The organism is Bradyrhizobium sp. MI1.4 (assembly GCF_055811315.1).
Genome location: NZ_JBVVPP010000003.1, coordinates 120,055 through 133,297 on the forward strand (window position 1 = coordinate 120,055; position 13,243 = coordinate 133,297).

Annotated in this window: 11 protein-coding genes; 4 read left to right on the forward strand and 7 right to left on the reverse strand. The window is 64.9% G+C overall.

The window, feature by feature from the left end; genetic code table 11:
* Positions 1–176: 176 nt before the first annotated feature.
* Genes AC0L23_RS04825 through cnbZ form a run of 4 tightly spaced genes read left to right on the forward strand, consistent with a single transcriptional unit; the run spans position 177 to position 5,163 of the window.
* Positions 177–2,774: an ATP-binding protein gene (locus AC0L23_RS04825; RefSeq protein ID WP_085352144.1), complete on the forward strand. Its 2,598-nt coding sequence runs from the start codon at positions 177–179 to the stop codon at positions 2,772–2,774.
* Positions 2,771–3,160, forward strand: coding sequence for a response regulator (locus tag AC0L23_RS04830; protein ID WP_018457048.1), 390 nt, complete (start codon positions 2,771–2,773; stop codon positions 3,158–3,160). Before AC0L23_RS04825 ends, AC0L23_RS04830 begins: the two co-directional genes overlap by 4 nt.
* Positions 3,157–4,407: an adenylate/guanylate cyclase domain-containing protein gene (locus AC0L23_RS04835; RefSeq protein ID WP_018457047.1), complete on the forward strand. Its 1,251-nt coding sequence runs from the start codon at positions 3,157–3,159 to the stop codon at positions 4,405–4,407. Before AC0L23_RS04830 ends, AC0L23_RS04835 begins: the two co-directional genes overlap by 4 nt.
* A gap of 9 nt (positions 4,408–4,416) precedes the next feature.
* A complete protein-coding gene (gene cnbZ / locus AC0L23_RS04840) occupies positions 4,417–5,163 on the forward strand; it encodes a 2-amino-5-chloromuconate deaminase CnbZ (RefSeq protein WP_085352145.1) in 747 nt (248 codons plus the stop codon).
* Here cnbZ and AC0L23_RS04845 read toward each other — a convergent pair.
* Genes AC0L23_RS04845 through AC0L23_RS04875 form a run of 7 tightly spaced genes read right to left on the reverse strand, consistent with a single transcriptional unit; the run spans position 5,160 to position 13,171 of the window.
* On the reverse strand, positions 5,160–6,047 hold the full coding sequence (locus tag AC0L23_RS04845) for an ABC transporter permease (protein WP_085352146.1): 888 nt from the start codon (positions 6,045–6,047) through the stop codon (positions 5,160–5,162). The genes cnbZ and AC0L23_RS04845 overlap by 4 nt on opposite strands.
* A 4-nt stretch (positions 6,048–6,051) precedes the next feature.
* The gene (locus AC0L23_RS04850) at positions 6,052–6,993 is read right to left on the reverse strand and encodes an ABC transporter permease (protein ID WP_018457044.1); all 942 of its coding nucleotides are present in this window, start codon (positions 6,991–6,993) and stop codon (positions 6,052–6,054) included.
* A 31-nt stretch (positions 6,994–7,024) separates the two neighbouring features.
* Positions 7,025–8,536, reverse strand: coding sequence for an ABC transporter substrate-binding protein (locus tag AC0L23_RS04855; protein WP_026233287.1), 1,512 nt, complete (start codon positions 8,534–8,536; stop codon positions 7,025–7,027).
* A 23-nt stretch (positions 8,537–8,559) separates the two neighbouring features.
* Complete coding sequence (locus tag AC0L23_RS04860) at positions 8,560–9,660, reverse strand: ABC transporter ATP-binding protein (RefSeq protein WP_018457042.1); 1,101 nt, start codon at positions 9,658–9,660, stop codon at positions 8,560–8,562.
* Positions 9,660–10,649, reverse strand: a complete 990-nt coding sequence (locus AC0L23_RS04865; RefSeq protein WP_085362287.1) for an ABC transporter ATP-binding protein — start codon at positions 10,647–10,649, stop codon at positions 9,660–9,662. Before AC0L23_RS04865 ends, AC0L23_RS04860 begins: the two co-directional genes overlap by 1 nt.
* Positions 10,646–11,356: a DUF1028 domain-containing protein gene (locus tag AC0L23_RS04870; RefSeq protein ID WP_085362288.1), complete on the reverse strand. Its 711-nt coding sequence runs from the start codon at positions 11,354–11,356 to the stop codon at positions 10,646–10,648. Before AC0L23_RS04870 ends, AC0L23_RS04865 begins: the two co-directional genes overlap by 4 nt.
* Positions 11,357–11,365: 9 nt before the next feature.
* Positions 11,366–13,171 carry a gamma-glutamyltransferase family protein gene (locus AC0L23_RS04875; protein WP_085352149.1) on the reverse strand — a complete coding sequence of 602 codons (1,806 nt, stop codon included), beginning with the start codon at positions 13,169–13,171 and terminating at the stop codon, positions 11,366–11,368.
* Positions 13,172–13,243 lie beyond the last annotated feature (72 nt).

Genomic DNA, 13,243 nt, shown 5'->3' on the forward strand with positions numbered 1-13,243 from the left:
CCCCCCCCCCCCCCCCCCCCCCCCCCCCCCCCCCCCCCCCCCCAACCCCCCCCCCCCCCGCGGCCGGCCCCCCCCCCCCCCCCCCCCTTTTCTATTTGCCTCGGGGGCCCGGCTGCCATCAGGCTTTCCCGCGCTCGCGAGAGACAAGGTCCGGTCTTCTTGCTAGGTTCAGCGGGATGAGCCTTCCCCTCCCTCCCGACACCCCGCAAGCACGGACGCTGCCGAGCGCCGCGGGGGATGGCGTCGCGTCCGGTACGATGCCGGGGCAGGGGATCAGGACGCGGCTGTTCGCCAAATATGTCGCGTTGTTCGTGGCCGTCGTCGCGATCGCGCTGCTGGCCAACGGCCTGTTCGAGGTCGTCTTTTATTATGGCGAGCACAAGGCCGCGCTGATCCGGGTTCAGCATGAACAGGCCGAGGCGGCCGCTGCCAAGATCGGTCAGTTCGTCAAGGAGATCGAGAGCCAGCTCGGCTGGACCACGCAGCTGCCCTGGTCGGTGGGGTCGCTCGAGCAGCGCCGCTTCGATGCGCTGCGGCTGCTGCGCCAGGTCCCTGCGGTCACCGAGCTCGCGCAGGTCGATGCGACCGGCAAGGAGCGGCTGCGGGTCTCGCGGCTTGCCATGGACGCGACCGACAGCGGGATCGACCTGTCGGAGGATCCGAAGTTTACCGAGGCGGTCGCGCACAAGGTCTATTACGGTCCGGTCTATTTCCGCAGGGAGTCCGAGCCGTATATGACCCTGGCGCAGGCTGGGTCGCGCAAGGATGCCGGCGTCACTATCGCGGAGGTCAATCTCAAGCTGATCTGGGACGTCGTGTCCCAGATCAAGGTCGGCGAGCACGGACACGCCTACGTGGTGGGTCCGGAGGGACGCCTGATCGCGCACCCCGATATCAGCCTGGTCCTGCGCAACACCGACATGTCTGGTCTCACCCAGGTGCGCGCCGCGCTTGCCGGAGGCAGCGCCGCGTTCGACCCGCTTTCCGAAGCGCGCAATCTCCAGGGACAGACGGTGCTGACCGCGTCGGCCCCGATCGCGCCGCTGCACTGGACCATGTTCGTCGAGCTCCCGGTCGAGGAGGCCTATGCGACGCTCTATGCCGCGTTGGAACGGCTTGCATTCGTGCTGCTCGCGGCGTCGATCTTCGCGGTGCTTGCCGGGATATTCCTCGCGCGCCGCATGGTCGGGCCGATCCAGGCGCTGCGCAGCGGTGCCGAGCGCATCGGCAGTGGCGATTTCTCCCAGCGCATCTCGATCCGAACCGGAGACGAACTGGAGGGGCTCGCGGACCAGTTCAATGACATGGGCGAGCGCCTGCAGGAATCCTATGCGGACCTGGAGAAGAAGGTCGAGGTGAGAACCGCCGAGTTGACCGAGTCGCTCGAGCAGCAGACGGCGACGTCGGAAGTGTTGCAGGTCATCAGTTCGTCTCCGGGCGAACTCGCACCGGTGTTCCACAAGATGCTCGAGAATGCCACACGAGTCTGTGGCGCGAGTTTCGGCGTCATGAATTTGTGGGATGGAGAGAATTTCACAATTGCTGCGGACTACAATGTGCCGCCTGCGTTCGCGGCTTCGCGGAAAGATATGGCGATCCGTCCCCATCCGGAGAGCGCGCTTGCCGTGGTCGTCAGAACACGTCAAGTCGTCCACGTTCACGACGTGCAACAAACTCCGGCCTATCTTGCCGGAGGTCCGACCATTCGTGGAATCTCAGACGTCGCCGGCGCCCGTACGATCGTAATCGTGCCCATGATGAGGGAAAGCGAGCTGATCGGAACCGTCGCGGTTTATCGCAAGGAGGTCCGGCCGTTCACCGACAAGCAAATCGCGTTGGTTGAGAACTTCACGAAGCAAGCCGTCATCGCCATCGAGAATACGCGACTGCTGAACGAATTGCGCAAGCGCACGACGGAGCTGTCGCAATCCCTCGACGATCTTCGAACCGCGCAGGACCGCCTGGTCCAGACCGAGAAGCTCGCGTCGCTCGGCCAGCTCACGGCGGGAATCGCGCACGAGATCAAGAACCCACTCAATTTCGTCAACAATTTCTCGGCGGTGTCGACCGAGTTGATCGACGAGCTCAACGAGGCGCTGCAGGCGGCCTCGCTCGACGGCAAGACGAAGGCGGAGGTCGACGAGCTGACTGGCATGCTCAGGAGCAACCTCGAAAAGGTGGTGCAGCACGGCAAGCGCGCCGATTCCATCGTCAGGAACATGCTCCTGCATTCGCGCGAGGGCTCCGGCGAGCGCCGTCCGGCGGACATCAATGCCATCGTCGAGGAAAGCCTCAACCTCGCCTATCACGGCGCGCGAGCCGAGAAGCCTGGCTTCAACGTCACGATAGAGCGCGGCTTCGACCCCGCCGCAGGCATGGTCGATATCTATCCGCAGGAAATTACGCGAGTCGTCCTCAATCTGATCTCGAATGGCTTCTACGCCACTGCCCAGCGCAAGGAGAGCGCCGCAGACGCCTTCGAGCCCACCCTGCGCGCAGCAACCAGAACGCTCGGCGACAGGGTCGAAATCCGCATTCGCGACAACGGCACCGGGATCCCGTCCGAGGTGAAGGAGAAGATGTTCAATCCCTTCTTCACCACCAAGCCGGCCGGCGAGGGCACCGGGCTCGGCCTTTCCATGAGCCATGACATCGTGGTGAAACAGCACGGCGGCACGATCGACGTGAACACCGCACCAGGCGTATTCACCGAATTCATCATCACCCTGCCGCGCGTAATGGCGGCGGACGGCACTTCCGGAGGCAAGACTTGAACGTTTACATCCTGGTCGTCGATGACGAGCCCGACGTCGAGGCGCTGTTCCGGCAGCAGTTTCGGCGCGATTTGCGCGCCGGCCGCTTCCAGATGGAATTCGCGTCGTCGGCACCCGATGCGCTGAAGCTCGCCGCCGAGGTGCGCGATCCCTCGTTGATCCTGATTTTGTCCGACATCAACATGCCCGGCATGAGCGGGCTCGACATGCTGCCGAAGGTGCGTCTTGCGCATCCGGACGTTCCCGTCATCATGATCACCGCCTATGGCGACGCCGAGACGCGCCGGAAGGCGATCGAGCGCGGCGCGGTCGCACTCCTCACCAAGCCGATCGATTTCGCGCTGCTGCGGCAGGAAATCGACACAAGGCTCGAGAAAGCCGCATGACCGCGACCATCCTCTTCGTCGACGACGAGCCGGATCTCGAGGCGTTGGTCCTGCAAAAATTCCGCAAGCAGATTCGCGATGGGTCGGTGACCATCATGTTCGCGCGAGACGGCGTCGAGGCGTTGCAATCGCTCGAGCAGAATCCGCATGTCGACATGGTGGTCTCCGACATCAACATGCCAAGGATGGATGGGTTGTCGCTGCTGGCGAAGCTCCAGGAAGCGGACGACAAGAAGTCCACCATCATCTTGTCGGCCTATGGCGATATGAGCAACATTCGCACTGCGATGAACCGCGGCGCGTTCGACTTTCTGACCAAACCGATCGATTTCGCCGACCTGGAGATGACGATCGAGAAGACCATCCGCCATATCGAGATGCTGCGGGAGGTGCGGCGCCGCCAGACGGAAGCCGAGCGCGCTCACGCCGCGCTCTCGCGTCATTTCTCGCCCGAGCTCGCCAAGCGTCTGGCGGCCGGCGGTGAGAGCGAGGGAATCGAAGTGCAGTGGCGCGATATCGCGACCATCTTCACGGATATAACGGGCTTCACCTCGCTGGTCGAGAGTGCGCCGCCGGAGACGCTGGGCGCGCTTCTCAACGAATATGTCGGCGGCATGACCGAAATCGTCTTCACGCATGAGGGGACGGTTGCCAAGATCATCGGCGATGCAATCCAGGTGCTCTTCAATGCGCCCGGAGATCAGCCCGATTATGCGACGCGTGCGGTTGCCTGCGCGCACGAGCTCGACGCCTGGGCGGAGGATTTTTCCGCGCGCTGGAAGCCGAGAGGGGTGAATTTCGGCACCACCCGCATCGGCATTCACGCCGGGCCGGCACTGGTCGGAAATTTCGGCGGCAACCGGTTTTTCGACTACACCGCGTATGGCGACTCCATCAACATCGCGGCGCGACTGGAAGCCGCGAACAAGCATCTGGGCACGCGGATTTGCGTCAGTGCCGGCATCGCCGAGGCGGCTGAGAATTTTCGAGGTCGTCCCGTCGGGGAGCTAATGCTGCGCGGACGCAGCGAAGCGTTGCGCGCGTTCGAGCCGCTGACGCCGGCCCAATTCGCTGCGCCGGAAACGGCGCTGTATTCCGAAGCTTTTGCCAAGATGGAAGCCGGGGATGCCGCCGCCATGCCGGCTTTCGCGGCGCTGGTCGGCATGCATGCCGGCGATTCCCTGGCCGGCTTTCACCTGAAGCGCCTGCTTAACGGCGACAAGGGCATTCGCATGCAACTGGAATAGGAGTCCGACATGATTGGTGAATTCTCCGCCGGCAACTATCGTTTCATTCCGTCCGTATTCCAGTATTCGGCCGGTGCGGCCGCGGACGACGGCTATGAGATCGAGCGCGTCCGCTTCGACCGGCTGGTGCCGCTCGCCGAAGGCTTTGCGCTTGCCGCGAAGCATATCCAGGAGGCGGGGCGGCCGCTGACGGCCTTCTGCGCTTGCGAACTGCGCTCGCCCGCGGCCTTCAGCGAAGAAGGTTTTCGCGCGTTCAACCTGCACTATGTGAAGACGTTGTCCGAATGGGGCATCTTCGACGGCACCACCAATCCGGTGGCGCGCAGCAATGTCTGTCCAGAGATCGATCCACCGGCCGAGCCGTCGTTCTACGCGTTCTCCTTCACGCGGCCGACAAGCTCGAAGACGCCGAGCTTCGTGATTTCCGGCGGCGCCGAGGCGCGCGAGGGCGGCGGGACCTATGTCGAGCGCACCGTGCGCTACCGCGACCTCAGCCCGGAAGGCCTTCGCGAGAAGGTGCGCTTCACGACGACGTCCCAGATGGAGAACAGGATGACGGCCTTCGGCTTCGGCTGGAAGGACACGACCGGCGTGCAGGCCTATTCCGTGCACGACTTCCACCACGCGCTGGTCGACGAACTCGTCCGCCGCGGGGCGTTGCGGTCCGGCCTGACCTGGCACTATGCCCGGCCGCCGGTGGTCGATCTCGAATACGAGATGGATTGCCGCCGCGTGATGCGCGAGGTCGTGATCTAGCGCTGGCGTGGATCGAGCGCGTCGCGCAGGCCGTCGCCGAGCAGGTTCAGCGACAGCACCACGAGGAAGATCGCAAGCCCCGGCCAGATCGCCATCCACGGCGCCTGGGTCAGGAAGCGCTGCGCTGCGTTGAGCATGCTGCCCCAGGATGGCGCCGGCGGCTGCTGGCCGAGGCCAAGGAAGGACAGCGCGGCTTCGGCGATAATGGCGGCCGCAATCGACAGCGTCGCCTGCACTAGGAGCGCCGGCAGGATGTTCGGAAGGATGTGCGAGAACGCGATCCGCCACGGCGGATTGCCGAGCGCGCGCGCCGCCTCGACATAGTCCTCAGCCTTGACAACCAGCACCTGGCCGCGGGTCAGGCGGATGAAAATCGGGGTTGCCGAGATGCCGATCGCGATCATGGCGTTGCCAAGGCTCGGACCGAGGAATGCGGCGAGTGCGATCGCCAGGATCAGGAATGGGCAGGCCAGCATCGCGTCAGTCATCCGGCTGATAAGTGCATCGACGAAGCCGCCGCGATAGCCGGCAAGCAGGCCGAGCGGAACGCCGACGCCCAGAGCGATCGCCACCGAGGTGAGGCCGGCGAGCAGCGAGGCGCGGGCGCCGTAGACGACGCGGCTCAGGATGTCGCGACCGAGCTCGTCGGTGCCGAACCAGTGCGCCGTCGTGGGCGGCTTGCGAACCAGGCTCCAGCTCGTCGCGATGGGATCGTAGGGAACGACGAGCGGCGCGAGAGCCGCGAAGCCGACGAACAAACTGATCATGACAAGTCCGAACACTGCGGCCTTGCGTTTGAACAGGCGCCGCCGGGCGCGACGCGCCGGGCTGTCCAGCTCGTCAGCTTGCGCGATGGGAGCAGCGGGCAGGGCGGCATCGGTCATGAGTCTAGCCCCGTAGCCGCGGATTGACGAGGATGTAGGCGACATCGGCAACCAGGTTCAGTGTGATGTAGACCGTCGCCGTCACCAGCACGACGCCCTGTACCACCGCGTAGTCGCGGTTGAACACGGCGTCCACGATCAGTTTGCCGAAGCCCGGAATGGAGAAGATCTGCTCAGTCAGAACCGCGCCCGACAAGAGCGTGCCGAGCTCGAGCGCGCCGAGCGTAATGATTGGCGTGAGTGCGTTGCGCATGGCGTGCTTGAGGATGACCGAGCGTTCGGACAATCCCTTGGCGCGCGCGGTGCGGACATAGTCGCTTTCCAGCACCTGCAGCATGGCGCTCCGGGTGTGCCGCATTAGGACCGCGGAAATTGCGTTGCCGAGCACGAAGGCCGGCATGATGGTGGCGGCGAGGCTCGCGCGCCAGTTCTCAGTCAACGGCACGTAGCCGGACGCCGGCAGCCAGCCGAGTTCGATCGAGAACAGGAAGATCAGCATGATGCCGAGCCAGAAATTCGGCGTCGAGATGCCCCACAGCGCGAACAAATTGGCACCATAATCCCAGACGGTGCCCCTTTTCACGGCGGAGACGATGCCGGCGGGAATGCCGATCAAGAGCGCGATCAACATTGCCATCGAGCCGAGCTGGAGCGTCACCGGCAGCTTCTGCGCGATCAGCTCGCGCACCGGCATCTTGTTGCGCAGCGATTCACCGAAATTGCCTGATAGAACGCCCTTGAGCCAATAAACGTACTGCACGGGGATCGGCTGATCGAGCCGGTATTGCTGGCGGATCTGCTCGATCACGGCGGGATCGCGCTCCTCACCGGCCATCACCAGCGCTGGATCACCTGGCAACAATTGCTGGAGCGAGAAGATCAGCACCGACACGAAGAACAGTGTCGGCACGATCTGCGCGATGCGGCGGGCGAGGAAGTTCAGCATGGCGCCGGCCGCGTGTCAGGCGAGGCCACGCTCACTTGAACTTCAGCCCGACCACGCGCACGAGGCCATCTGGCATCTGCTTATAGCCCTGGAGTTTAGTCGTATGCGCAATCAGAAGCGTGCGGTGGTAGATGTAGATGATCGGCAAATCGTTGAGCACGATCCCGGTCAGCTTTTCGTAGATCGCCTTGCGCTCATCGAATTTGGCGGTCAGCCGGCCGTCTTCCATCAGCTTGTCGGCTTCCGGGTTCGAATAGACGCCATCGTTCTGCGGTGCCTTGCTGCGCATGAAGATGTAGGAGTTGCCGTCGGGATCGATGCGGCCGCTCCAGTTGATCTGGAAGATCTGGAACTCGCCGGCCTGGGCCTGCTTGAAGGTGGTCGCGAATTCGACCGCGCGGATCTTGATGTCGAAGCCCGCTTCCGCCGCCATCGACTGGATCACCTGGGCAACCGCTTCGTTCTCCGCGCCCTTGGGGATCATGTAGTCGACGGTCACCGGCGAGGTGATGCCCGCTTCCTTCAGCAGCGCCTTGGCCTTCGCGACGTCGCGGCCGTGGACCGGGAACGCCTTCTGGTAATAGGGATGTGTCGGGCTGACCCATTGATTGCCTGGGGTGAACTCGCCGTTAAAGACAACTTGGTTGAGAGCTTCGCGATCGATCGACAGATCGAGCGCTTGGCGTACTTTCGCCGACTGGCTTAGCGGCCCCTTTGCTTTGTCGTTGCCGATATTGACGGTCAGGCCGTAATAGCCGAGCTCCGGTGCCGTCGACAGCACGAGCCGCGAATCCGCACGCACGTCCTTGATGTCGGTGGCGAGCACGCGCTCGATCAGATCGAGTCCGCCGGACTTCAGGTTGGCAAGGCGCACCGTGGCGTCAACGATCGGCAGGAAGACCACCCGGTCGATATGGATGTTGTCCTTGTTCCAATAGTCGGCGAATTTTTCGAAGACCATGCGGTCCTGCTGCACGCGCTCGACGAACTTGTAGGGACCGGCGCAGACCGGATGCAGGCCGAACTTGTCGCCGGCCTCCTTGGCAGCCTTCGGCGACACCATCATGCCGGAGCGGTCGGTCAGCTGGGCGATCAGCGGGGAGTAAGGTGTCTTAAGCACCAGCTTGATGGTCAGAGGGTCTACGATTTCGACATGGTCGACGCTGGCGAGCTCGGACTTGCGGAACGAGGTCGGCAGCGTCATGTGACGCTCGATCGAGAACTTTGCGGCTTCCGCGTCGAGCGGCTCGCCGTCGTGGAATTTCACGTTGGGCCGGAGCTTGATAGTCATCTCCTTGCCGTCGGGCGAGGTCTCATGCGACAGCGCGAGCTGCGGCACGATGTTGAGCTTCTCGTCGATGTCGAACAGCTTGTCGCAGAAGGCGGAGAACACGATGCGGCCGACATAGGTGCGGCCGATGCTGGGATCGAGGATGTCAGGATCCTCGGCGATGCCGATGCGAAGTGTGGTCTGGGCTTGGGCCGCGCCTACGAGCGACGTCAGCAATGCCGACGCCAGGAGTGCCAAACGCATAGGACTCATCGCTCTCAACCTCTGTTTTACGGCTATGCCGGGTTCGTCCCCAATGAACTAACCCCGCTGCCGCGGACTGCTTCCGGGCCGCCGCTGAAGGCGGCGACCAATTTTTCGAGAACCGGGGAGAAGCCGCCGTCCGTTGGGACGATCGCCTCGGACGACGGCAGTTCCGACGTTCGGTGGCATGCCGTTGCATGTCCGATGCCATCCTGCACGAGCTGAGGCATTTCGTTGCGGCAACGGTCGACCACGTAGGGGCAGCGGGTGTGGAAGCGGCATCCCGGCGGCGGATTGAGCGCGCTGGGGATTTCGCCCTGCAGCACAATGCGGCTGCGCTTTGCCCGCGGTTTAGGCACGGGAATCGCGGACAATAGAGCCCGGCTGTAGGGATGACGCGGTGCGGCAAACAGCGCGTCCGCCGCCGCCGTCTCGACGATCTGGCCGAGATTCATCACCGCCACGTGGTCGGCGATGTGCTTGACCACCGCGAGGTCGTGCGAGACGAAAATGTAGGCCAGCCCGAGCCGGTCCTGCAGCTCGCGCAGCAGATTGAGGATCTGCGAGCGGATCGAGACGTCGAGCGCCGAGACCGGCTCATCGCAGATGATCAGTTTCGGCTCGACCGCGAGCGCGCGGGCGATGGCGATACGCTGGCGCTGGCCGCCGGAAAACTCGTGCGGGTAACGACGCGCCAGCCGCGGCTCCAGCCCGACCAGCCGCAGGATCTCCTCGACGCGTTCGCGCCGCCGGGCGGGCGGCACCAGATTGTGCAGCGCCAGCGGCTCGGTCAGGATCTGGCCGACGGTCATGCGCGGATTGAGCGAGGCGTAGGGGTCCTGGAAGATGATCTGCGCCTCGCGGCGAAAGGCGCGCAGTGCGCCGGCGTCGAGCGAGAGCAGATCGCGGCCTTCGAAACGGATCGTGCCTGCATCCGGCTCGATCAGCCGCAGCACCAGGCGGCTAACGGTGGATTTGCCGCAGCCGGATTCACCGACCAGCGCTAGCGTCTTGCCGGCATCGAGCGAGAAGGAAACGCCATCGACGGCTTTGACATGCGCCAGCGCCCGGCCGAACAGCGAACGCTCGGCGACGAAATGCTTGAGCAGACCCTGAACCTCGAGCAGAGCCATCACGACACCAGACGTTCGAGCGGGGCGCGCAGGCAGCGCGAGAGGTGGCCGGGGCTGACTTCGAGCAGCGGGGGCGGCGCCTTGGTGCAGGCGTCCAGCACGAAGGGGCAGCGTGCGGCGAAGCGGCATCCCGCGGGCGGCTGCATCATGTTCGGGACCATGCCCTCGATCGTGGCGAGCTGGTCGGCGCGATGGTCAAGCCGCGGGATCGAGCCGAGCAGGCCGACGGTGTAGGGATGCTGCGGCGCTGAGAACAGCTCGTCCACCGGCGCGCGCTCGACGATCTCGCCGGCATACATCACCGCGACCTCGTCGCAGACTTCGGCGACGACGCCGAGATCGTGGGTGATCAGGATGATGGCAGCGCCGCTCGCCGCCTTCAATTCGCGCATCAGCTCCAGGATCTGCGCCTGCAGCGTGACATCGAGCGCGGTGGTCGGCTCGTCCGCGATCAGCAGCCGCGGGTCGCAGGCGAGCGCCATCGCGATCATGACGCGCTGGCGCATGCCGCCGGAGAGCTTGTGCGGATATTCGTCGATCCGCCGCTCGGGCGAGGGGATGTGGACGCGACGCAGCAGATCGATCGCCCGCTCGCGCGCACTCCTGCGCGAACCGCCGCGGTGGCGCAAAATCGTCTCGATGATCTGGTCGCCGATGGTGAAGCTCGGATTGAGCGAGGTCATCGGCTCCTGAAAGATCATCGCGAGCCGGTTGCCGCGGAGGTCCCGCAGCGTCTGGTCCGACGTCTTAAGCAGGTCGAAACCGTCGAAGCGGATCGCGCCGGAGATCTCCGCGCTCTGCTTCGGCAGCAGGCCCATGATCGCCAGCGACGTCACGCTCTTGCCGCAGCCGGATTCGCCGACGAGGCCGAGCGTCGCGCCATTGGCGACGCTGAGATCGACGCTGTCGACCGCATGGGTGACGCGGCCGTCGTCGCCGTGAAAACGAATGCGCAGATCGCTGATCTCGATGAGGGGGCTCGGGTTCATGAGCGTATTGCGCGCGCTGCGGCGATGCTGGCGTCGATGACGCTGCGATCGGTGTTGCCGGCAGGGTTCTGCCGGGTTGGCATGGAAACGCGGAAGTGGACCCAGAGTTCGTGGCTGACGCGCTCGAGCCGCTCGAGCTCGCCGAGCGGATCGGGATGATCGTCGGCGCGCAGGTCCAGCGCCGGCCATTCCTCCTCGCCGTGGATCAGGAGCGCGGCGGACTGCTTGCCGCGCTTGTCGCCGCCAGCGGCCTCGCCCGCGCGCAGCGCGGCAAGCAGGCGGCGCGGGAAGGGCAGGCTGTCATTGGCGATATAGGTTTTTGCGGTCTCGTCGAGCACGTCGGCGCCCGCGAGCATGTTGCCGGCGATCGAGAAGCCGCTGCCCGCAATGTGCCCGCACCAATCCACGCAGTCGCGCCCGGTATGCGCGGCAATCGCGCCGCTGGCGTCCATGATGTGAATCTGGCGGCTCTCGCGGCCGTCGTCGGTCGCGAGCAGGGCGGCCAGCACGTCGTGCGCGTTGAGGCCCTCACGCAGCAGCTTGACGCCGTCGATACCGTAATAAGGATTGACGAAAGCCTGCGTCGCGATGGCGCCAAGGCCCGCCGCGATGTAGGGGACACGCGCGCCGACGGCGAAGAAGCGCGTGGCAACGGCGATGCCAAACTGGCCGGTAGCAGAATCGCGCGCGATGATCGACCAGGTCATGTGCTGCCTTTAGCGTCCTGCGGCGTAGCCCTGCATGCCGCGCGGATTGGCGGCGGCGCGGCGGCGCGGACCGACGCGCGAGGCCGCGGTGAGGCGGCCTTCGGACCAGTCCGGACCGACCTCGACGATATGTCCGCGCTCACGCAGGTTCTCGATCGTCGCCTTCGGCACGCGGTTCTCGATCACGAGCACGCCGGGGCGCGCGGTGCGGGGCCAGAACGAGATCGGGAAATGCTCGGAATGCCAGGCCGGCGCGTCGATCGACTCCTGGAGATTGAGATTGCAGTGGACGTGTCGGAGGAAAAACTGCGTGATCCACTGGTCCTGCTGGTCGCCGCCGGGCGAGCCCCAGGCGAGATAAGGCTCGCCGTCGCGCAGTGCCATGGTCGGCGACAGCGTGGTGCGGGGCCGTTTGCCCGGCGCGAGCGAGCTCGGTTGGTTCTCCTCCAAATCGAACATTTGTGCGCGGCTGCCGAGGCAGAAACCCAGCTCGGGAATGACAGGCGAGGATTGCAGCCAGCCTCCCGACGGCGTCGAGGACACCATGTTGCCGACCTTGTCAATGATGTCGAAATGCACGGTGTCGCCGCGCACCTCGCCGAAGCGCCCCACGGTTGGCTCGCCGGCGCCGAGCGCGCCGACGGCCTCGCGCTGGCCCTCAGCTCGGCGCAGCTTGACCACGCCGCCAAGGCCCTCGACCGTGCCGGGCCGGAGATCGAGCGAAGCTTTCTCGGTAACCAACTTACGACGTTCGTCGTTATAGGCATCTGACAGCAGCGTTGCGATCGGGATTTCGCTGAACTTGGGGTCGCCGTAGAATTTTTCGCGATCGGCAAAGGCGAGTTTTGCGCATTCGATCTGGAGATGGATGAACTCCGGTCCGGTCGGATCGAGCCCATCGAGGGCAAAGCCCTTCAGCAGCGCGAGTTGCTGCAGCGTCACGGGACCCTGGCTCCAGACCCCGGCCTTGCAGACCGTGTAGCGGCCATAATCGTAGGTGAGCGGAGCCTCGACCGTCGGCTGCCAGCGCGCCATGTCGTCGGCCGACAGCACACCGCGATGCGGCGAGCCGCTGACGTCCATCACGTCCTGCGTCCGGCAGAATTTGTCGATGGCTTCCGCGACGAAGCCCTGCGACCAAGCCTTGCGTGCGCGCTCGATCTCGGCATCGCGGCCGCCGCCGCCGCTTTCGGCCTCGCTCAGGATTCGCGCATAGGTCGCCGCAAGTGTCTTGTTGGTGAAGAGCGTGCCGGGCTTTGGCACTTCGCCGTTCGGGAGATAGACGGCGGCCGATGTCGGCCAGTGCGTGCGGAATAATTGCTCGACGGTCTGGATCGTGGCGCAGGCGCGCTCGACCAGCGGATAGCCGTCGCGCGCATAGGAGATCGCGGGCTCCAGCACATCGCGCACGCGCATCGTGCCGTAGTCACGGAGCAGCATCATCCAGGATTCGAAGGTGCCGGGGACGCAGGCCGCGAGCAGGCCGGTGCCGGGCACCATGTCGAGGCCTTCGCTCTTGTAATGCGCGATGGTGGCGCGGGCCGGTGCCGGGCCCTGGCCGCAGATCACCTCGGTGCGGCCGCGCTTCACGTCGTGCACGATGATCGGAACGTCGCCGCCGGGGCCGTTCAGATGCGGCTCGACCACCTGGAGCGTGAAAGCGGTGGCGACGCCGGCGTCAAAGGCATTGCCGCCCTTTTCCAGAATGGCCATCCCGATAGCGGTCGCGATCCAGTGCGTGGTCGCAACGACCCCGAAGGTGCCTTCGATCTCGGGGCGTGTCGTGAAGGGATCGGGATTGACGATGCTGGCCATGGACTACCTCATTTGCGGCGCGCGCAATTGATCACAGGGCCAGGCCGCCGCCAAATGCGCAGGCTGCATGGC